Source organism: Rhodococcus globerulus NBRC 14531 (assembly GCF_001894805.1).
Lineage (GTDB): Bacteria > Actinomycetota > Actinomycetes > Mycobacteriales > Mycobacteriaceae > Rhodococcus_F > Rhodococcus_F globerula.
This window is the reverse complement of the sequence record NZ_BCWX01000001.1, coordinates 485,252-507,749: the sequence shown is the minus strand read 5'-3', so window position 1 is coordinate 507,749 and position 22,498 is coordinate 485,252. Positions and strand designations below refer to the sequence as shown.

At 63.1% G+C, this 22,498-nt stretch carries 13 protein-coding genes; 9 read left to right on the top strand and 4 right to left on the bottom strand.

Features of this window, described 5'->3' with window-relative positions; translation table 11 throughout:
* Position 1: 1 nt before the first annotated feature.
* The 6 genes from RG2_RS02130 (at position 2) to RG2_RS02105 (ending at position 11,387) form a co-directional block, all read left to right on the top strand.
* Positions 2-2,419: a helix-turn-helix transcriptional regulator gene (locus tag RG2_RS02130; protein WP_051730631.1), complete on the top strand. Its 2,418-nt coding sequence runs from the start codon at positions 2-4 to the stop codon at positions 2,417-2,419.
* A 106-nt stretch (positions 2,420-2,525) separates the two neighbouring features.
* Entirely contained in the window at positions 2,526-3,599 is a 1,074-nt protein-coding gene (locus tag RG2_RS31715; protein ID WP_051730632.1) for a hypothetical protein, read from the top strand.
* A 110-nt stretch (positions 3,600-3,709) separates the two neighbouring features.
* Positions 3,710-5,059 carry a protease gene (locus tag RG2_RS02120; RefSeq protein ID WP_033235717.1) on the top strand — a complete coding sequence of 450 codons (1,350 nt, stop codon included), beginning with the start codon at positions 3,710-3,712 and terminating at the stop codon, positions 5,057-5,059.
* 150 nt (positions 5,060-5,209) lie between these two features.
* Positions 5,210-6,520 carry a S1 family peptidase gene (locus RG2_RS02115; protein ID WP_033235718.1) on the top strand — a complete coding sequence of 437 codons (1,311 nt, stop codon included), beginning with the start codon at positions 5,210-5,212 and terminating at the stop codon, positions 6,518-6,520.
* Between the two features lie 419 nt (positions 6,521-6,939).
* Entirely contained in the window at positions 6,940-10,248 is a 3,309-nt protein-coding gene (locus RG2_RS02110; protein ID WP_033235719.1) for a (Fe-S)-binding protein, read from the top strand.
* A gap of 230 nt (positions 10,249-10,478) precedes the next feature.
* The gene (locus RG2_RS02105) at positions 10,479-11,387 is read left to right on the top strand and encodes a hypothetical protein (protein ID WP_033235720.1); all 909 of its coding nucleotides are present in this window, start codon (positions 10,479-10,481) and stop codon (positions 11,385-11,387) included.
* Between the two features lie 342 nt (positions 11,388-11,729).
* Here the strand turns inward: RG2_RS02105 and RG2_RS02100 are convergent, their stop codons facing one another.
* Positions 11,730-13,658, bottom strand: a complete 1,929-nt coding sequence (locus RG2_RS02100; RefSeq protein WP_033235835.1) for a dipeptidyl-peptidase 5 — start codon at positions 13,656-13,658, stop codon at positions 11,730-11,732.
* A gap of 103 nt (positions 13,659-13,761) precedes the next feature.
* On the opposite strand from RG2_RS02100, the gene RG2_RS02095 reads away from it, so the two are divergent.
* Together RG2_RS02095 and RG2_RS02090 are read left to right on the top strand one after the other, a co-directional pair.
* Entirely contained in the window at positions 13,762-15,015 is a 1,254-nt protein-coding gene (locus RG2_RS02095) for a pyridoxal phosphate-dependent aminotransferase (RefSeq protein ID WP_033235721.1), read from the top strand.
* Between the two features lie 454 nt (positions 15,016-15,469).
* Positions 15,470-16,735 carry a YibE/F family protein gene (locus RG2_RS02090; protein ID WP_033235722.1) on the top strand — a complete coding sequence of 422 codons (1,266 nt, stop codon included), beginning with the start codon at positions 15,470-15,472 and terminating at the stop codon, positions 16,733-16,735.
* A 1-nt stretch (position 16,736) separates the two neighbouring features.
* On the opposite strand, the gene RG2_RS02085 is transcribed toward RG2_RS02090, so the two are convergent.
* Together RG2_RS02085 and RG2_RS02080 are read right to left on the bottom strand one after the other, a co-directional pair.
* Entirely contained in the window at positions 16,737-18,335 is a 1,599-nt protein-coding gene (locus RG2_RS02085; protein WP_033235723.1) for a DUF7159 family protein, read from the bottom strand.
* A gap of 146 nt (positions 18,336-18,481) precedes the next feature.
* A complete protein-coding gene (locus RG2_RS02080; protein ID WP_033235724.1) occupies positions 18,482-19,801 on the bottom strand; it encodes a UDP-glucose dehydrogenase family protein in 1,320 nt (439 codons plus the stop codon).
* Positions 19,802-19,916: 115 nt separating this feature from the next.
* Between RG2_RS02080 and RG2_RS02075 the strand changes: the two genes are divergently transcribed.
* A complete protein-coding gene (locus RG2_RS02075) occupies positions 19,917-20,441 on the top strand; it encodes an arsenate reductase/protein-tyrosine-phosphatase family protein (RefSeq protein ID WP_033235836.1) in 525 nt (174 codons plus the stop codon).
* Between the two features lie 357 nt (positions 20,442-20,798).
* Here RG2_RS02075 and RG2_RS02070 read toward each other — a convergent pair whose 3' ends face one another.
* Positions 20,799-22,418: a tyrosine-protein kinase domain-containing protein gene (locus tag RG2_RS02070; protein ID WP_080711791.1), complete on the bottom strand. Its 1,620-nt coding sequence runs from the start codon at positions 22,416-22,418 to the stop codon at positions 20,799-20,801.
* Positions 22,419-22,498 lie beyond the last annotated feature (80 nt).

Below are 22,498 nucleotides of genomic sequence, written 5' to 3'. Positions count from 1 at the left end.
CGTGAACAGTGAATCTCCTTATATCCGTGACCTTCTGAGCACTATCGACCTGGAGGCCGAACCGCTGAGGTTGTTTGTCACCGGTTCCGGTGCAAGTGCTCGGCCACAGCTTGTCGCAGCGGTGCACCGACGCTTGATCGGCCGCGAAGCCGTCGTCGTGACAGCCGATTTCACCGGAGACGACCGTGGGCCCGATACCGTTCTCTTGATCGACAACGCGCTGGACCTCGACGCGGCCGAGCTTGCGAAGGTCCTCGAAACGCTGCGACGCCCCAACATCTCAGCCGTCGTGGCGACGGACATGGTCGATCCGCGTCTGGCCGACACTGCGGCCGACTTCTCCGCGTCAGGTTCGGTACTCCACCTGGACCGCTTGCGCTGCTCGGATATTCAGGCACTCGCGAACGGGTACGGGCATTCACTCGCGCCGGACGAAGCCAGCGATCTCGAGTTCTTGTCGGGTGGACATTTCGGTGCCCTCGACGCGGCCCTTCGGTCGCCGGTTCGGGGGCGTCAGACCGTCGACGATGCACTTCGGGGGTACTTCGCCCGCACCGTGGGTGCGCTCGATGCCTGGCAACGCGAGATTCTGCACATCTCGAGTATCGTGCACAATCTCGCGCCCGACGAACTGGAACTCGGCGGTCCGAGCGACGCATTCGATCGCGCGCTGGGAACGGGACTGTTTGCTGCGCAATCCCCCGCGATCGTCGAATCACTGGCGCATCCTCTCGGAGTCGGCTCCGAGCGCGCGACATTGGATCGAATACTGGACCGGCGCATCGAAGCGGGCGTTCTCGATATCGACACCGCTGTGCGACTTTTTGATGCAGGAGTACGTCACCCGGGGATCGCACACCACTTCTACGAGCACGCCAAGCGCGCCACCTCCGCTACGGCCGCCGATCTGTACCAGCGCGCTGCGGTGATCGAATCCCCTTCTGCCGAAACCATGCTGCACCACGCGGAGTGCGCGGCCTCGCGCGGCGACCTCGATACCGCTGTCAGCCTGACAGATTCGATACTCGGCGATCAGAGCGCACAAGACGCCGATCTAGCTGTTGCAGTGCGAATCTCAGCAGCGGTATCCGCAGTGTGCGGTCAAATCGCCTCCGGCGCAGAACTCTACGCGTGGCTCGGCCCCGCGCGAGCAGACGCGGAATCGGCATTCGGGGCGATCCTCCTCGTCGCGTCCGGCCGCATCGACGACGCCGCAGCGATGCTCGCCGGAACCAGCGGCGCACCATCGCCAGGCAGTACCGGTACCGGCCTGCTCGCCCGTGGACTCATGCAGTCGCTGACGGGACCGCCTCCGCTTGCGCTCAACACGATGTCCCGGGCGCTGACACTGCCTCGATCTCCTGGGGCTTCGCGCTTTCAGGCCGACTCCCCTGCTGCCATCGTCGCCACTGCACTCATGCACACCGGAGCACATGATCGGGCTAGAGACGTTCTGGCGAAAGCAACCCCGGCGCACGACACGTCCAGCCATCTGTGGGCCCGTCATCAGATTCTCGCCGCGTGGGCAGCACTGCTCGCCGGCAGTGAAAACCCCGTCGCCGACATCCCCGAATCAGCGCTCACGGATACCCTCGGCCAGCGCGACACATTGTTTCTCCTAGCGTTGGAAGTGGGTGTCGCCCGGAGATTCGGTGACCTCGAGGACGTGCGTCGCACGTGGTCTCGGGCGTCGGGAACCCTCTTCGAATGCAGCGTCAATCTGCTCGATCTGTTGCCGATCTGCGAATTGTGGCTGGCCGCAGTTCGTCTCGGCGATACGGAACACGTCGACCATCTCATCGACGAGGCTCAGGATCTGCTACGGCTGCTCGGCGATCCGCCGCTGTGGTCGTCGCTGTTTCACTGGTACGGCGTCCAGGCCGCGATTTTGGGACAATCCCCGGCTGATCTGCTGCCGCACGCGCGTGCGCTCGCGGAATCAGCCAAGATCCACTCGTATTCCGCAGGTCTCGCCGAAGCCGGCCGCCAATGGCTGCTTGTCCTTCAAGGAACGGTGAGCGGCGACGAAATCGAGACCGCTGCAAGAACTCTGAATCGAATCGGTCACTCGTGGGACGCTGCGCGCCTTGCGGGAGAGGCCGCGCTTCGGGCACCCGACACCAAGTCCGCAACAACGTTGCTTCAGCTCGCGCGCTCCTTTCGGGTCAACACACCTGAGCCTGGTTCCTCGAGAGAAGATGCCAACGCACTCCCCGACTCGCCCTTGACCGAGCGCGAACACCAGATCTCCGAACTTGTCGTACTCGGGCTCACCTACCGCGAAATCGGTGAGCGCCTCTACATCTCCGCGAAAACCGTCGAACATCATGTCGCGCGCATCAAGCGGAAAGTCGGAGCGCAGTCCCGTTCAGAACTCCTGGTAGTCCTGCGCAGCCTCACGACCCAGAACCGGAATTAGCTGAACATTCACCCTCCCGACACGAACGAGCTTTCGAGTGGTAGTTTCCACAGCCAGTGCATGTTTGTTGCGCGATGCGATGCGATAGCCACTGAGGGGGGACGCAGTGACCTGGGGAGTCGGACTTGATGTCGGCAACACACGTTGCACTGCGGTGATCGCCGTGCCCGACGCCGAACCGGTGATCATCGACCACGAGTCCGTGCTGCACCACGCGCCGGACGGAACTATCGCACTGGGTACTGCCCACACACATTCACCGGGCGTACGACGGTTCCTCGACCGAGTCACAACCGACAACGAAGCGGCTCCCACCCAGCGGACGCGCGGTGAAGAACTGGTCGCAACCGCGCTGTACTGCCTCGTTACGGAAGTGCACAGCCTCACCGATCAGCCGCTGCGCGTTGTCGCCGCCATCCCTCCCAACTTCTCGGCTCGATCTGTGGACACGCTGCGAACCGCGCTCGACAGCATGGATCTCGACTACATCGAGCTTGCGCCCTACTCCGCGACCCTCGGCGCCTACAACCTCGATTCCGACATCACCACGGGTGAACGCTCGGCACGGGGAGCCGCGATTCTGGCTGTTCCCCGCGCGGCGAGTGCTTCCGTCCCCGACATCGAGCAGGCGCCGGAGACGGAAGACATCCTCAGCACAGATGCCGCACCGAGTCGGCGGCCCGTCTACCTCGCAGCCGCCGTCGCCGGTCTCTTGACTGCCGCGGCATGCGCGCTCGCGGTGTTGATCGGTAACGCCCCCACAACGCAGGTGCCGGAAATTCGTGACGCCGCCGTCCCGGCGTATGCCGAAATAGCGCCGCCCACCGATCCCGCGCCCCTTCGCGAGGTTCCGATCCAATTCCCCACTGCCGCGCCCGTGGCCGTCGTCCCACAGAACCGCACGCCGACCCCGCGATATCAGGCTCCCACCCAGGACGCCCTTCTGGTCGACGAGTTCGACGACGTTCCGACCGAAGACGAGAGCGTCGAACCGCTCGCATCCGAGATCCCCGCCGTGGACGACTACGACGTTGGCGGCGAACAGACCGATCCCGTCGACCCTGGCACAACTGATCCGGAACCGGTCGATCCGCAGCCTGTCGATCCCGAACCGGTCGACCCGCAGCCTGTCGACCCGCAGCCCGTCGATCCCGAACAGGCACCAGAAACAACTCCCTAGCTGCACATATCGACTTCCCTCGACCTAGGCGCCCGATCTCACATCGGAGCCTTCCCCTATGGTGGGGCGGTACCTTCCGGCGTTACGGCCGAAAGACTCGAAGGGATTTCATGCGTAACTCGTCGGCGATCCGGACCGTTCTGGTCGGCGCCTCGGCACTTCTGCTCGCAACATCGTTCTCAGCTACAGCTTTGGCGCAGCCGGCAGAACCCACATCCGAATCATCAGTCGAACAGCTCTCCGCGGATCAGCTACCCGCCGAACTGGTCGAGGCGATCAGCCGAGATCTGAAGATTTCCCCACAGGAATATCTCGATCGCGCCGCCAAGGCCCAGGAGTTGGGTGCGTACGCGGAAAGCTTCCGGTCCTCGCGCCCCGGCGATTACGCGGGCTCGTGGATGAACCTCGACGGTCAACCGGTTGTGGCAGTTACCAGCGCCGATGCAGCACGCGTCGCGGCAGCCGACGGATTCGTCACGCATGTGGCACCGGTCTCCGCAGGCAGTCTGGAACAGAGCCTTGCCGACGTCAACGGATGGATCGCGAAACTGCCCGGCGATATCGCGACGGCAGTCAGCTCCACCTCCATCGACGTACTGAACAACCAGGTTGTCGTCGACGTTGCCAACAGCCCCGTCGGCAAGGCACTCAACCTGCCCACGATGCTCGAGAACACCAAAATTCGGCTCAGCCCGGATGGCGGCGGCGCGATCGACGCTCGCGCACTCGGCGGCGACATCTATGTCACGTCACCGGGTCCGATCCGCGAGACACCGACCGAGGACATCTCCGTCTGCTCGTTCGGATTCAATGCAGTCGACAGTCACGACAATGCGCTCAATATCAGTGCGGGACACTGTAATAAGGCCGAGGGAACCGCTGCACCCGTCTATCTGCCCAACCCGCAGAACATCGACGACAGCCTCCAGGTCGGCAACTTCGCCCAGTCCGCGGTAGGCAAGGCCGGCGAAGAACTCGACTACTCCGTCATCAAGCTCAACCAAGCGGGCGTCGACGCCGGACTCGACCGCGCATCGGTGCGCGGCGCCGGTGGCACGACACTCGAGATCACGGGCACCGCACGCCCCGTCATCGGAGCACCGATGTGCAAGTCCGGTCAGGCCAGCTCGTTCACGTGTGGCGTGGTCGCAGCCGATCAGGTCGAAATCCAGCTTGTCCGGCCCGGCGGCGAATCGCGCACCGTTCGCGGCTTTGCCGGAACAGCATGCACCCTTGCGGGCGACAGCGGCGGAGCTATCGTCACCGGAACCCTGGCATTGGGAATCACGAGCGGTTCCAACAGCACCGGCGCCCCCAACTGCACCGAAGCGAATCTTGTCCTCGCCATGTCCGGCGGGACCACGAACATCGGAATCCCCGTCGACAACATCACGCAGGCCGCTGACGCAGCCTCCAGTGGCGGCGTCGGATCCGGAATCCGGGTCCGCACAATCGGCTGATCACCGGAACTCACTCGTTGTAACGGGTGGGATTCGTGGGGAAGAACCCGTTATAGTCGTGTGCGACTGCGATACGGCTCGCCGAAAGGCGGGCCGTATCCGCGTGCACCCAGGGGGGCCGCACGCGGTCAATGAAGCGGAAAGGCCCACATGCGAAGCTCCACCGCACGTCGCGCCGCAGTGTTCGGATCGACGATGCTGCTGCTCCTCGGACCGATTGCCGCTGTTGCGAGTGCCGAACCGTCGACGCCCGGCGTGTCCGACCAGGCCGCACATCTGCCCGTCGAACTCGCCGAGGCACTTCAGCACGATCTGGCATTGACGCCTGATCAGTACCTGACGCGTTCGGAACTCGCGCAGAAACTTGCCGAGTTCGCAGACATCGCGCGGGTGCAGTTCCCCGACAGTTTTGCCGGAGTCTGGCTGGACGACCTCGGGCAGGCCGTTGTTGCACTGGCCTCCGGGCAGGGCAACGATGCAGCTCGCTCGGCCGCCGAAAAAGCCGGTTTCCAGGTCAATGACGTGGCACAGAGCGAATCGGCTTTGCAGAACGAGGTGTCCGCACTCAACACCTGGCTCGAGTCGCAGCCACCTGCCGTCGCAGATCTGGTTCGGGGAATTGCCATCGACGTTGTCGGAAACGGCGTCGAGTTGACCGCAGATCCGGCAGCCGGACTGACCCTGCCGGACTTCCTGAACACAACCGTCCGCCACGCCGCCGTCCCGATCTCCGTGCCGCCGATCGTTGTCGACCTCCTCCCCGCCACCGGTTCCCTGACCGGCGACGCCGCACTCGGCGGCGACGCGTTCGGCGGAATCTCCGGCTTCAACGGGTTCAAATGTTCCTTCGGTTTCAACGGAACCGATGCCTCCGGTCGCACCGTGAACATCAGCGCAGGACACTGCGACCCCAACCGCATCGCCGCAGGCACGCAGTACGCCTCTGAAGCCTTCCCGCTCGTCAACAACCAGCCGGGACCGCGAGTGGGATACTTCGCCAAGAGCGTGTTCGGGCCGCGGGACTACTCGATCATCAACATCGACGACCAGGCGAAGTACCGGTTCGACAACAACAGCGTCCGGGTTCCCTTCAACCGATCCGTCAACATCGACGGGGTTGCCGATCCCGTTGTCGGCGCACCGGTCTGCAAGGCCGGATCGACCACCGGCTACAGCTGCGGCGTTGTCACCAGCGTCAATCGCAATGCAGTGGTCTCGGAGCAGCCGATGTCCAACCTCTTCACCACCGACATCTGCGTCCTTCAGGGCGACAGCGGCGGCCCGATCATGACCGGCACCCGCGCACTGGGCATCACCAGCGCGTCGACGGTCGCAACATCATCCTTCTGCGAGGTCGCTCGGGCGGCGACACTCATCGGCAGCCCTCAGCCGATTCAGTACGGAACGCCCATCAAGGACATCCTCGCCGAAAACCCCGGCTTGAAAGTCCGCGACTACTGATCGCACCGCACCTACTGTGGCTCACCTCCTGTCGAGGTGGGCCACAGTTTTTTGTCGCAAATGCGCCGTTTCCCCCCGCCCCTACCGGCGCGAACGTACCTTTCATCGCCCTGGATGCGCCGAAAGGTGCGTTCGCTCCGGACGGGTCGGTCGGTACCCCCAAAAACAGCGCGGACGGCAGGTTAGGGCTGCCTGATTAACAGGGGCGAGATGCACACCACCTAACGTGACGGTAGATATGTTTGCGTAACGGCCCAGCCCGTCGTTGCGGAATAATTGATCTCGCCAGGCCAAGCATGGTTACTCGCCGGTATACATGGTCGACACATCAAGCTACTGGTGGGTAACATATGGCAGGTTAGTATCAGTGGGCTCTTACCAGGTGGCCGACGCGTCGCCCTCAAATGAAAGGCCGCGACATGAATGCCCTGACGATCACGTTGGGCACCATCGGTGTGCTGCTGAGCCTCGTGTGTTGGTATTCCTTCATCGGTGGCGCGCTCAAGATGGTGAAGGTCGTCCAAATCGGCCAATCAGCACCAGACCGCTGGCGTCCGTTCTTCCCCCGCTTCAAGCAGATGGTCATCGAGTTCATCGCGCACACGCGCATGGCGAAGTTCCGTACCGTCGGCTGGGCTCACTGGCTCGTCATGGTCGGCTTCCTGCTCGGCGCCATCGTCTGGTTCGAGGCTTACGGCCAGACGTTCAACCCCGAGTTCCACTGGCCGATCTTCGGCAACTGGGCCATCTACCACCTGGTCGACGAGATTCTGGGTCTTGGCACCGTCATCGGTATCACCACGCTGATCGTCATCCGCCAGCTCAACCACCCGCGCCTGCCGATCCGCCTGTCCCGCTTCGGCGGCTCGGATTTCAAGGCTGCCTACTTCGTCGAAACCGTTGTCCTCATCGAGGGCCTCGGCATGATCTTCGTGAAGGCCGGCAAGATCGCGACTTACGGTCATTCCAATCCGTGGACCGACTTCTTCACGATGAACCTGGCCAAGCTGCTCCCGGCCAGCGCCACGATGGTGGCCATCTTTGCGTTCATCAAGCTGATGTCCGGCATGATCTGGCTATACATCGTCGGCCGCAACATCACCTGGGGTGTTGCCTGGCACCGCTTCTCCGCGTTCTTCAACATCTACTTCAAGCGTGAAGACGACGGAACCGTTGCTCTCGGCGCGGCAAAGCCCATGATGAGCGCGGGCAAAGCCCTGACGATGGACAACGTCGATCCCGACACCGACACCCTCGGCGCCGGCCAGATCGAAGACTTCTCCTGGAAGGGCTGGCTCGACTTCACCACGTGCACCGAGTGCGGCCGCTGCCAGTCCCAGTGCCCCGCCTGGAACACCGGAAAGCCGCTCTCTCCCAAGCTCCTCATCATGTCGCTGCGTGACCACGGCTACGCCAAGGCCCCGTACCTGCTGGCCGGTGGCCGCAAGGACATGGGCGGCGACGAAATCGGATTGGTCGACGCCGACGGCAACGTCAACGAAGCCGCCCTCGCCGCAATCCCCGAGGCCGCCCGCCAGGAAGCCGAGCGCAAACTCGTCGGCGAGACGGTCGAGGGTGAACTCGCACCGGTCATCGATCTCGAAACCCTGTGGAGCTGCACCAACTGCGGCGCCTGCGTCGAACAGTGCCCGGTCGACATCGAACACGTCGACCACATCATCGACATGCGCCGCTACCAGGTCCTGATCGAATCGGAGTTCCCGTCCGAGCTCGCCGGCCTGTTCAAGAACCTCGAGAACAAGGGCAACCCCTGGGGCCAGAACTCCAAGGACCGCCTCAACTGGATCAACGAGATGGACTTCGAGATCCCCGTGTACGGCAAGGACGCCGACACATTCGAGGACTACGAGTACCTGTTCTGGGTCGGCTGCGCCGGCGCCTACGAAGACCGCGCCAAGAAGACCACGAAGGCTGTCGCGGAACTTCTCGCGACCGCGGGTGTGAAGTTCATGGTCCTCGGCGCCGACGAAACCTGCACCGGCGACTCCGCTCGCCGCGCCGGCAACGAGTTCCTCTTCCAGCAGCTCGCGCTGCAGAACATCGAAATGCTCAACTCCGTCTTCGAGGGTGTCGAGCAGAAGAAGCGCAAGATCGTCGTCACGTGTGCGCACTGCTTCAACGCCCTCGGTAACGAGTACCCGGAGGTGGGCGGCGACTACGAGGTCGTGCACCACACCCAGCTGCTCAACCGTCTGGTGCGCCAGAAGAAGCTGATCCCCGTCGCGTCGGTGAGCGAAGACATCACCTACCACGACCCGTGCTTCCTCGGCCGCCACAACAAGGTCTACGACGCACCCCGTGAACTCATGGAAGCATCCGGCGCCAAGCTCGTCGAAATGCCTCGTCACGGCGAACGTTCCATGTGCTGTGGTGCCGGTGGCGCTCGCATGTGGATGGAAGAGAACATCGGTAAGCGCATCAACGTCGACCGCGTCGACGAAGCGCTGTCCACCAACCCCAAGAAGATCGCAACGGGTTGCCCGTTCTGCCGCGTGATGCTCAACGACGGCGTCACCGCACGCCAGGAACAGGGCAAGGGAGAAGGCGTCGAGGTTGTCGACGTCGCACAGCTGATGCTGAACTCCGTCACCCGCCTCGAACCCAGCCAGCTCACCGAGAACATCAAGGTGATCCCGCGTGAGAAGGCCCCGGTTGTTGCCGAAGCCAAGGCCGAAGCTGTCGAGCAGGATCGTGTCGCCGAGGTCGAGGAAGCTGCCGCGACGCCGGAAGCCAAGGCCGCACCCGCCGGCAAGGGCCTCGCAATGAAGGGTCTGGCCAAGGCACCCGGCGCGAAAGCACCCGGCGCAAAGGCACCCGGCAAGGGACTCGGAATGGCAGGTGGGGCAAAGGCTCCCGGTGCCAAGAAGGCTGCTCCGGCAGCTGCCGAAGCTCCCGAGTCCGCAGCACCCGAAGCTGCACCCGCCGCAAAGCCCAAGGGCCTCGGCCTGGCCGGCGGAGCCAAGGCTCCCGGTGGCAAGGGCCTGCAGATGAAGGGCGCTGCCAAGGCGCCGGGTGCAAAGGCTGCAGCCGCACCCGCTCCTGAAACCGCTGCACCCGAAGCCGCTGCTCCGGCCGCACCCGCCAAGCCGAAGGGGCTGGGCCTGGCGTCCGGCGCCAAGGCTCCCGGCAAGGGCTTGCAGATGAAGGGTGGGGCAAAGGCTCCGGGCGCAAAGGCTGCTGAGGCTCCCGCCGCACCTGCTGCTGAGGCTCCCGCCGCACCTGCTGCTGAGGCTGCACCGGTCTCTGCTGCCGAGGCCCCCAAGGCTGCTCCGGTTGCCAAGGCCGGCGGGCTCGGATTCAAGTCGGGCGCAAAGGCTCCCGGTGCAAAGAAGGCAGCTGCCGCAGCTCCGGCTCCCGCTGCGGAAACCCCGGCAGCTCCTGTTGCCGAGGCACCAGCCACTGAAGCACCGGCTGCCGAGACTCCCGCTCCTAAGGCTCCGCCGGTTGCCAAGGCTGGTGGGCTCGGATTCAAATCGGGTGCAAAGGCTCCCGGTGCACGCAAGGCAGCACCCGCTGCTGCAGCGCCGGTTCCCGCTGCCGAACCGGTAGTGGAAGCAGCTGCACCTGAAGCTCCGGCTACCGAAGCACCAGCCACCGAGGCACCAGCAGCTGAGGCTCCCGCTGCGCAGGCCCCCAAGGCTCCCCCGGCCGCAAAGCCGGGCGGGCTCGGATTCAAGGCAGGCGCAAAGGCTCCCGGCCGCAAGTAGTAATCACGTCATCGAACGCCCTCGCCATTACGGCGGGGGCGTTCGTGTTTGCCTGGCTCGTAAGCGAGCAGGGTTTCTGGGTAGCGAGCACCCCTTCCAGGTCGCCGGAACCCTTGCTCACTGCACACAAACACTGCTCACTGCACACAAACTATGCACACTGCGCGACCTATCCACAGCACAGAAACCCGTCGGCCCAGACGGGCTCCGATGCACCAGGATTGTTCGGCATGGGGGAACAACCGCACATCGTCCGCAGACCCGAGCATCTCGCCACCGGCGGCACCGACTCCGAGATCCGTCGCAGCTGTTCACACGGCGACTGGACCCGCCTACATCGCGGCGCCTACGTGTCGACGCAGCCGTTCTCCGAACTCGACGCACATGCGCGCCATCGTCTGCAGGTCCATGCGATAGCGAAGGCAGCCACGTCCGACGCAGTTGTCAGTCATACCTCCGCGGCAGTACTGCACGGCCTCGAATTATGGAACACTCCGCTCCGCCTGGTTCACCTGACTCGAAACCGTCGAGGTGGCGGCAGCACGTCCACTCACAGGCAGGTGCACTCTGCGTTATTCACCGTGGACGAAGTCACGACCGTCGACGGTCTGCGGGTGACAACGCTTGCGCGCACGGTAGTCGACCTCGCCCGTTCACTACCGTTCGAGCCGGCCCTGGTCGCGGGGAACTCTGCGCTGCACCGAACACCGCTCGCTCTGGCCGACATCACCTCGAATCTGGCTGGGGTGCCGCGTCATCCGTCGCACCGCCACGCGTTCCATGCGATCGACGCGATGGACGGCCGGATCGAAAGCGTCGGCGAGTCAAGGAGTTTGGCGCTCTTTGTCTCCGAGCGCCTTCCGATACCCGAACCGCAAGTTCAGATCGGTGATGCTCGTGTCGATTTCCTGTGGCGCGAGCATCGCACTGTCGGGGAGTTCGACGGCCGAGTCAAGTACGGCCGCTTCGTTCCCGTCGGCCGCACCCCTGAGGATGTGCTCTGGGCGGAGAAGCTCCGCGAAGACCGTCTGCGGGATGCGGGTTGGCAGGTGGTTCGGTGGACGTGGGCGGACTTGTCGACGCCGCAGGTGGTCTCGGATCGTATCCGTGCGGCATTCAACCGCGGCCGCACCCCATAGCCGGCCGCCCAGCCAACCCTGCAAGTGAGCACAGTTTCTGCCCAGTGAGCACCCGTACCAGCGTGCCGCACACCATGTTCACTGCACACAAACCATGTCAGCTTCCCCACAACCACTGATCCCCGAGGACCAAGTACCCGAATTGTCCGCTTGGCCATCCGCCAAAAGTTCAGACCGGTTAGTCTGCAGCCACGCGGACTCTTGCAGTGGCAGTGACACTTACAGTGGCACTCACCCTCTTCCCCGGCACTGCAGGAGCCGCAACCAACGGCTGTACGTCGGTGACTCATCTTGTCCCCGAGAAGAACTGGGCGGTCACGATCCTCGACAACGGAAGCGGCACTACACCTCGTGAGTCCACAGCTTCAGCTGCGGAACACCTGGCGGCGTGAACCCCAACACCTGGCCGTAGAAGGACAGTTCCGCGTTGCGGGAACTGATGATCGTGGACTGCTTACGGAAGCCGTGGGATTCGCCTTCGTAGGCCAGGTAGGCGTGCGGAATGCCCTTCGATACCAGTGCATCTCGAAAGCGTTCGGCTTGTGACGGCGGAACGATCGGATCGTCGAGACCTTGCAGCAGCAATACCGGGCAGTTCAAACCGTCGACGTTGTTGAGCGGTGCGCGCTCCGCGTACAGCGCTGCGGATTCCGGCAGCGGCCCGATCAGTCCGTCGATGTACCGCGATTCGAAGTCATGGGTTTCCTTGACAAAGCCGTCCAGCTCGGCAACGCCGTAATAGGAAGCGCCACATGCAAACACGTCGGAGGTTGTCAACGCGGCCAGCACGGTCCAGCCGCCCGCAGACCCGCCTTCGATGGCCAGACGGGCAGGGTCGGCAAGCCCCTGCTCGGCGAGTCCGGTGACCGCGGTGATCACATCCTGGACATCGACGACGCCCCACTGCCCACGCAGACGATTGCGGTACTCGCGGCCATATCCGGTGGATCCGCCGTAGTTGACGTCCACGACGCCGATTCCCCGACTGGTGAAGTAGGCGTACACGAGGTTCAGAGCTGGCGCGATGTGCGCGGTGGGTCCGCCGTGCACAAAGGCGACGTACGGCGGGAGTTCACCGTCTTGGCCGCGGTAGCGGGGATTGCGGGGCGGGTAGGCAAACGCGTGGACTTCGCGGCCGTACCCGTGTGCAACAACGGTTCGAGCTTCCGGGAGATAAGCAGATTCGGGAAGCGCGTCGACGGACAGACGTACATCACGCAGCGCGCCGGTTCCGAGGTCCAGTTCACGCAGTCCGGTAGCCAGTTTTGCGCCGCCGCTTTTGATCAGCAGCTGATCATCGCGCACCTGCATGAGGCCGATGCTGGTGACGCCGGAGACGTCGATGTCGCGCAAGTCGCCGGTTTCCGGGTCCAGCACCGCGAGGGTATCCGTGCCGAAAGTGCGCACAGTCAACAGTTTTCCGTTGCCGAGCACCTCGTACCAGCGGGCGCCGAACTGCCACAGCGCGTCACCGAAGTCGGCATCAACCGGGCAGAGCGCGGCCACGTCTGTACCCACGCGATAGATATTCCACCACCCGCTGCGATCGCTGACCACGTACAGTTCGTCGCCCGATATCCATTCCGGTTGCAGCACTGATTCTTCCGTGCCGCCGAGAAGAACTCGATGCGGACCCGCCACTCCGTCGACCAGATCCGCGACCCGCAGTTCGGTTCCGTCCCAGGGCATCTGCGGGTGATTCCAGGCGATCCAGGCGATCTTGCTTCCGTCCGGGGAGGGCCGCGGGTATGCAAGGAAGTCCGAACCGCCGACGATGGCGCGAATCTCGCCGGATCCGTCGAGCGGAATGGCGCAGATGTCGCGCGTGATCGTGCCGCCTGGCGCGTGGGACTCGCGCACGGCCCACACGTCGGCGCCGACAATCGACAAATCCGCGTATCGCACCGACGACGATGTCGGAGGTGTCAATGCTCGCGGCCTGAGACCTTCGAGGATGTACACCCGCTGATCGGAGAACTCACTGAAAACCAACCGCCCGGCGTCCGTGACCGTCCACGCGCCGCCGCCGTACTCGTGAACTCGGGTGCGTGCGTTCCACGGCGCGGGCAGTACGTCGACGGGCTGATCGTCGAGTCCCAACCGTCGAATCGCGACGCGCCCGCCTTCGGTTGGCCGCAGCTCCGCCCACCACACCTCGTCACCGACGTAGCGGCCACCTTCTACCGGGTGACCTCCGTTGGCCAGATCTGCTGCGTCGATGGGCGATGCCCACGATCCGTACGGGGCTGCGATCACGTCGGTCGGCGTCATGCGCCCCAGAATAAGCCAACCGACGTGTAAGCCAACCGAACAGACGGCACCTTCTGTCGTGCCCGGAAGAATCCACTTGCGCACAGGTGGAATCATGTAAGTCGTGAGCACACCAGAACCCGTCCGCCATCGTCAGCCGCAGCGCGAGCTGGAGCAGTCGTCGAAGCTCCAGAACGTCCTGTACGAAATCCGTGGACCGGTGCACGCGCATGCCGCCCGGTTGGAGGCGGAAGGGCACCGGATCCTCAAGCTCAACATCGGAAACCCCGCACCGTTCGGTTTCGACGCACCGGACGTGATCATGCGCGACATGATCGCCGCTCTTCCCTACGCTCAGGGGTACTCGGAGTCCAAGGGCATTCTGTCGGCCAGGCGCGCGATCGTGACTCGGTACGAGCTGGTTCCCGGCTTCCCCGAGGTGGACGTCGATGACATCTACCTCGGCAACGGGGTGTCCGAGCTGATCACCATGACAATGCAGGCCCTGCTCAACAACGGGGACGAGGTGCTGATCCCAGCGCCGGACTACCCGTTGTGGACGGCAATGACCAGCTTGTCCGGCGGAACTCCGGTGCACTATCTGTGCGACGAAGGCAACGACTGGAATCCCGATATCGCGGATATCGAATCCAAGATCACCGACAAGACCAAGGCCTTGCTGGTCATCAACCCGAACAACCCCACGGGTGCGGTGTACTCGATGGAGATTCTCCAGCAGTTGGTCGATCTGGCGCGCAAGCATCAGCTTCTCCTGCTCGCTGACGAGATTTACGACAAGATCTTGTACGACGACGCCAAGCACATCTCGCTTGCGTCGTTGGCTCCCGATCTTCTGTGCCTGACGTTCAACGGTCTCTCGAAGGCGTATCGCGTTGCGGGCTACCGTTCGGGTTGGGTGGCGATCACCGGCCCGAAGGAGCACGCCGGCGGCTTCCTCGAGGGGCTCGACCTCTTGGCGTCGACGCGCTTGTGCCCGAATGTTCCGGGTCAGCACGCTATCCAGGTGGCGCTCGGTGGCCATCAGAGCATCGAGGACCTCATCCTCCCCGGCGGACGTCTGCTCGAGCAGCGCGATGTCGCATGGGAACGCCTGAACATGATTCCGGGTGTCTCGTGTGTCAAGCCGCGTGGTGCGCTGTACGCGTTCCCTCGCTTGGATCCGAATGTTCACGAGATCCACAACGACGAGAAGTTGGTTCAGGATCTTCTTCTGCAGGAGAAGATCCTGATGGTTCAGGGAACGGGCTTCAATTGGCCCGATCATGACCATTTGCGAATCGTTACCCTTCCGTGGGCCCGTGACCTCGCTGTCGCAATCGAGCGGTTTGGCAACTTCCTTACGAGTTACAAACAGTAGGAAGCTGGAAACCCACTGGCCACGGCCATGGACACTTGACCAGTTTGCTGTTCCACGAATGCCCCGCGCAGATAAATGTGCGGGGCATTCGTGCGACCTTGGTCACAAATTTCCGAAACCGATCGGTTTGGTTGAGCGTTTGACTAGTCGCGACCTGCCGCTACGGTAGAAACAGCGCAATTGGTCCGATAACTGTTGTAAATTAGTAGCAAGACAATGCACCAGATTGGTTTGAAATTGGGTACATTGGTTTCAGCACTTCGGTGCCGCGAGCACCTGGTATCCCTCCCCCCCCTGTGGATACCAGGTTGGTGGCGGGGACAACCCCCCCTGTTCCCCGCCACCCAGCTCGAACTCTTCCTCTCCAGCCGCCAAGTCCGGCGACTCACCTGTTCACAGCAACTGCCGCTAACATGGCACCGGTGCAAATCCCCAGTCCGACACTCAGTTTCCGATGAGCCACGGTCACGGCCATGGTCATGACGGCCCACTCCACATCGGAGCCACTGCTGCCCGCGTCGTCGTCGGCATCCTCACCGTCGTCGGTCTAGCCGTACTCGTCGGCGTCATCGCCCTGTGGCCGGACAAGGCCAACCTCGACATCCCGTTGCCGTTTCAGAACTCCGACGGCGGGTCAGTGGTCACGGAGGCCGGCACGGTCACCCTCCAGGAGATCGGCGCCTGCGGAAGTGTCTCGGCGGGAAGACCATTCGTCGGCGAACCGGCACCCCCGGCGAATACGAGTTATCAGTGTCAGCGAAGCATCGTCGACATCGAATCGGGTCCGAACGCCGGTACCCAGACATTGCTGGAGATCATTCCGGGTCCCGGCCAACCTGATTTGCGAGTCGGCGAGCATATCCGTCTGCTGCGCCAGACCGATCCGACCGGGGCGACACAGTATTCCTTCGAGGACTATTCACGCGGATTGTCGCTGACGCTGATCGTCGTGGCTTTTGCCGTGGTGATCATCGCTGTTGCCCGGTGGCGCGGATTGCGGGCACTTCTCGGGCTTGTGGTGGCGTTCGGCGTGGTGGTCGGCTTTCTCCTCCCCGCATTGTTGGACGGAAAACCCGCGATACCCGTTGCGCTGGTGTCGGGCGCCGTCATTTTGTATGCCGTCCTGTACCTCGCGCACGGGGTCTCGCTCCGAACCAGTTCTGCGCTTCTCGGAACGCTCGCCGCCATGGTTCTTGCTGCGGTGCTGTCTTACCTGTCGATCGAACTGACACAACTCACCGGGCTCTCCGAAGAGCAGAACACCAACGTGCAGACCTACATTCAGCACGTCGACATCACCGGACTCCTGCTCGCAGGCTTCATCATCGGCTCGCTGGGTGTGCTCAACGACGTCACGATCACCCAGGCGTCGTCGGCATTCGAGTTGGCGCAGTTGGACAAGGGCGCGACCCGACGCCAGGTGTTTGCCGGCTCGATGCGCGTGGGTCGCGATCACATCGCCAGTACCGTCTACACCTTGGTCTTGGCCTATGCGGGCGGCGCTTTGCCGTTGCTGCTGTTGTTCAGTGTCAGTGGCCGTCCGCTGGGCGACGTTCTGGTCGGCGACGCCGTAGCCATCGAAATTGTGCGATCTGCTGTCGGCGGCATCGCGCTTGCGCTGTCGGTTCCGCTCACGACGGCTATCGCAGTGCTCCTTGCCCGTCCGCCGGGAAGTTCGACGGCCACCGCATCGAACGGTGGGCGTCACTCCAAGCGCTAGCTCACAAACCGGGGATGGGCGGCAGAACGGGAAGCAGGATCGGGGGCAGCCCGGGAATGTACAGCGCGGGCGGCGGCGCCGGCGCAGGTGCCGGCGGGACGTACGGCGCCTCGTATGGTGCCTCGTACACGGGAGCTTCCTCCGTCACCGGAGGCGGCTCTGTTGTGGTGGTAGGCGGCGGTGTTGTGGTGGTGGTCGGAACCGTCGTCGACGGCGTTTGTGTTGTGGTGACCTCTGTTGCTACCGGGCCGGCTTCGCCCGAATCGCCGAACACCTTCCCGCCGTAGCCCATTCCCAGACCGACGATGACGATCGCGGCAACAACACCGGCTCCCAGTCCGGCGAATCGGAACTGCCTGCCTGACTCCGGGGTGGTTGTCTCGTCGTGTGAAGTAGTGGCGAGCCAGGTGGGTTGTCCCCCACTGACGTCCTCGTGAACAGCCGAGTACGCCTGGGCATCGACCATGACGGGTTCTTTGACGTCTGATTCGTCGCTGTCGTAGTCGGCGGCTGGTTGAGCCTGGGTCGGTACTGACTCGGGTGCGGGCGCCACCTGCGCATGCGCGGGCGCATGGAGATCGGCACTAGCCGGCGCAGGCCCTGGCCCGGTCATCGTTGCAAGGCCACCGTGGGCGAATGCCTGGACGGGCGCCGGCGCCACAGCAGGAGTGTTGATCGGGTACGGCGCAAAGATCGGCGCCACTGCCGGGGCCGCAACAGTCACGGCGGGCGCAGCGACGGGTTCTCTGCGGGGCGCGCCGCCGGCAAGTAGTGCGGCTCCCTGCGTGGCGAGGAGGTCTGGCTGTTCCGGCGCTATGACGGGGATTTCGATCCACCGTTCCAGCACGGTGCGAATGATGGGGACTCGGGCGCCGCCGCCGATCAGTAGAACGGAGTCCGGGCGCCGACCGGAGGTGGCAACCACCTCACGGACCTCTCGGGCCAGAGCCTCGACGCTGGGCGCGACCAAGGAGTCGAAGACTTCTCGGGAGAGGAGTAGTAATCCGCCTGGTCCGGGGAGGCAGACTGCGCTGCGGGTCGAGAGTTGTTCCTTGGCCAGTTGGCTCCGGGCTTGGAGTTCTGCGATGCCTTCGGGATCGGTAGGCGTCGCGATGCGACGTCGTTCGGTTTGGTCGAGGTAGACGAGTGCGTCGAACTGATCGCCGCTGACTTGACTGGATCTGGCGGTGACGACGGTTGCACCGGTGGTGCGATCGAGGACGTCGACGGTTGCACCGGTGGCGCCGAGGTCGATGACCACCAGGGTGTTCTGTGCGCCCAGCGTTCCCGGTTCCTCGAGCATCCGCAGAATCGCCGCAGATTCGGGTATCAGCCGGTAGTTGTCGATCCGGCCACGATCAAGTGCCTGGCTGAGGGCGCCTGCCTGACTCTGATCGCGATAGACGACGGCGACGGAGTTGTCTTGGCCGGCGAATTCCGCGAGCGCGACGCGAATGGAATCGGCTGCCACGTCTTCGGGGGTTTCGTGTCCGCGCACGATCGCTCTGGATCGAAATACCGGCCCACCGTGCTCCGGCGCTCCTGGGCGTGCCAAGCGCACAGCGCTCGCCCCCACTGTTACACCGAGCACCAAGTTCATGAGCCACCTTCGTCGACTGCAAACAGATCCATGAGCAGACCCGTCACCTTCCGGCGGGAAGTCTACCCATTCGATTGCATCGGGGAGGTGTGCAGAGTCGAACCGACCGTACGGCTGGCAACTTGTCAGTTATTTACCCTTAGCTCTCACCGCCCTACCCCGCGATAAATCCAGCCGGCCGATCGCCAGAGTGACGGGTCGAGGCAGTTGCGTCCGTCGACGATCACCCGCCCGTGCACAACCGAATCCAGCTGTGACGGTTGGAGTTCGGCAACCTCAGACCATTCGGTGGCAACCAGTACGACATCTGCGCGCTTGCACGCCTCTGACGTCGACGTTGCATAGTTGAGCGTGGGAAAAATGGTGCGCGAATTCTCAATCGCCTTGGGGTCGTACACCGTCACGTTCGCGCCGTGCAGTTGCATCATGCCCGCAACATTCAGTGCGGGCGAATCGCGCACATCGTCCGATTCTGGCTTGAAGGCCGCCCCTAGGACAGCCACGTTCATTCCCAGCAAACTGCCCCCGCAGGCTTGCGTCACCATCTCGAGGACCTTGGTTCGGCGTCGCATGTTGATGCTGTCCACCTCACGGAGGAACGACAAGGCTTGATCAACGCCCAGCTCCCCGGCCCGCGCCGCAAACGACCGAATGTCCTTCGGCAGGCAACCGCCGCCGAATCCCAGACCGGCATTCAAAAAGCTCCGCCCGATCCGCTCGTCGTGACCGAGGGCGTCAGCTAACACGGTGACGTCGGCTCCGGTTGCCTCGCAGATTTCCGCGATCGCGTTGATGAACGAAATTTTTGTGGCCAGAAAGGCGTTTGCCGAACCTTTCACGAGTTCCGATGTCGCCAGGTCGGTAACCAGAAACGGGATGCGCGCGTCGAGCATCGAGGCATAGACGTCCCGAAGAGCAGATTCGGCGGTGCCGGGGCGATCCCGATCGACGCCGACAACCAGCCGGTCCGGACGCAGCGTATCTGCGACGGCTTTTCCTTCGCGCAGGAATTCGGGATTCCACGCCACCTCGACGCCGTCGCCGGCCGGGGCAGCGGCCCGAACCCGCGCGCCTAGCCGTGCGGCTGTCCCCACGGGAACTGTCGACTTCCCGACAATGACGGCCGGACGCTCCAATAGCGGTGCCAGCGTGTCGATCACGGCATCGACGTGAGAAATGTCCGCAGCCTTCTCGCCGCGCTTCTGCGGAGTGCCCACGCAAAGAAAATGGAAATCCGCGAACTCCGAGGCCTCCGCGTACGACGTCGTGAAGCCCAGCCGCCCGGACTCGAGATTCCGCGTCAACAGCTGTGCCAGTTCAGGTTCGAAGAACGGAACATGACCGGCGCACAGCATCTCGACCTTCGCGGCGTCGATGTCGACGCCCAGAACCTCATGTCCCAGTTCCGCCATACACACGGCATGGGTCAGCCCCAGGTACCCGGTCCCGAACACGGTCAGTCTCATGAGTAGTTCATATATCCCAGCGACGGACGCGGCGGGAACACCGCGTAGTCGATGTGCAAACATTTCGCGACATCATGGTGCCGCATTGTGGCGCTGCCCCTTTATGATTGACCTCATGCACATCCTCTTTGTCTGCACCGGAAATATCTGCCGATCGCCAACAGGGGAACGCCTTGCTCGAGCATTTGCGGAGGAAGCGGGAATCACGGATCTCACGGCGTCGAGTGCCGGCACACGCGCCCTTGTCGGTCATGCGGTGGAACCGACAGCGGCGCTGGTACTGGAAGGGCTGGGAGGCGATCCCTCCAATTTTCGCGCTCGCCGACTTACCACTGCGATCGCGTCTGAAGCCGATTTGATTCTGGCTATGACGGAGCGTCATCGCGACAAGATTCTGGCGTTGGCGCCATCGCAGTTCAAGCGAACTTTCACATTACGTGAGGCCGCTCGGTTAGCGGAAGAATCGGCGGCAACAACCGTTGCCGAACTCGCCGACGCTCGCCCGCGCTATCACGTTCAGGAAAGTGAAGACGTTGCCGATCCTATAGGCGCGGATGAGGAAACTTTCCACGCTGTGGGTTTGGAGATCGCCACTCTTCTGGGGCCTTTGCTACGGCGCATTGCGATTCCCGCTCAATAGGACTCCGCTTGCCGATCCTCTTCGGTAATCATTGCCCTCAGACAGAAAACAGCCCCTGTCCAGCTCAGTTGGACAGGGGCTGTTTGTTAGCTACTACGCACTCACGTTCAAGATCGACCCGATGCCCTTGCCGATGAATGCCAGAATGTCATCAACAGACGGGACGCCAATTTCTGCGCTGAAAGAATACAGGGAACCGAGCATGAGATCCTCCGGATCATTAAGGTGAATGGCGGATTGCCACCGCCGTGATACTAACCTTTTTTAGCACATTCCGGGCATTTGGTCGGAAAAAAAGTGATCGTTTCCGGACCAAAGTCCCGTTTATGTACTCAGGCTGATTCGGCGGTAACAGAATCAATCGAGATAGCGATGTCCGTTTTCACTCGTCCGGAGCTGGAACTCCTGAGTTGGCGCATCATCGAACGGTATCGAGGAGTGTGGGGCTTCCTCGGAAGCCTTCACGGGAGCCTTGACGGGAGCGGCGTTGGTATCTGCGGCGTCCGTCGCGGGTGCCGGCGCCTTCTTCGGTGCGGTGGCCTTGGCAGGAGCCGCAGAACCTTCGGAGGCTCCCGGTAACGGCGCAGCTTCAGCGAGCGCAGGCACCGTCTTGTCGGTTTCGTAGTAGTACTTGTACTCGTATCCACCGCCGCGCTTGTTGGCGGGCGTCATCGTGATGACGGTGCCCAAGATGCGTGCGCCGACGCTCTGAAGGTTGCCGACGGCCCGGGCAAGCTGGTCTCGCTTGGTGCTGGCGTGGCGCGCAATTACCAAGGCGCCGTCTGACATTGCGGTCAGAACTGCAGCGTCCGTGACCGGAAGCAGCGGCGGCGCGTCGATGATGACGTACTCGAAGCGATCACGAAGTTCGGCAAGAACCTGCCGAGAGTGATCGGTGCCGAGCAATTCGCTCGGGTTCGGCGGAATAGGTCCTGAGGCAAGGACAACCAGATCGCCGTGCGTTGTCGGCTGCAGTACGTCGTCGAGTTGCGCTTGACCGGCCAGGACCGAGCTGAGGCCGACGGTACCGATCATGCCGAGATACTTCGAGACTCGCGGCTTGCGCAGGTCGCCTTCCACGAGGCAGACCGATTTTCCGGCCTCGGCGAGAACCAGAGCAATGTTGACGGCCGTCGTCGTCTTACCTTCTGCGGAAAGCGAACTCGTGACAACGATGACGCGTGGCGGGTTGTCGACTTCGAGGAACTGAAGGTTGGTACGCAGCTCGCGGTAGGCCTCTGCGCTGGCAGAGTTGCCTTCGTTGAATTCGATGGTGTGCTTGGTCTGCATTTCCTTGTCGAAGGGAATGGTTCCGACCAACGCCGAGCCTGCTACCTCTTCGACAACCCGACGATCCTTGACGGTGTTGTCGAGACGGTCACGCAAGACGGCAAGCGCGATACCCAGAAGCAGACCAACTGCTGCGCCGAGTGCGATGTTGCGCTTGGTGTTCGGCGAGACCGGTGTGGTGGGTGTTCCCGCTTCCTGCTCGACGACCACACGGGCCGCCGGGGTTCCACCCGTCTCCGGGGTCTCCAATTCCTTTGCCATCAAGACAAACTCGTCCGATAGCGCGTTCGCGATATCGCGTGCACGTTCGGGCGACGGATCCTTCACGCCCACGTCGATCAGAACCGTGTCGGGTGCGGACGTCGCCACAACGCTTGCCGCGAGTTGGGCCGGCGTCATTCCGTTGACTGCATCGCTACCGAGCCGATCGATAGTGCGCTGTGCGAGGGTTTGTCCGGTCAGCAGCTTGGTGTACGACGTAACCCGCTGCTGTGACAGCAAGTTTCCCTGGTATGCCTCGTTGACGGAGCTTCCCAGCGTGGTGGACACGAACAGCCTGGTAGAGGCCTGGTAGATCGGGGTCGAGATCAGCGAGGCGCCCAACGCGCCGAGAATCGCGACAACGGTGACAACAGCGATGATCTTCCAGCGCGCCTGCAATACCTTCAGGTAGTCCTGTACTTCCATCTTCAATCCCTTTCGGCTCACGCACTGAGCTGCGCGTTGGAGCGATGATCACAAGCGTCACGTCAGAACCCGCGACATTT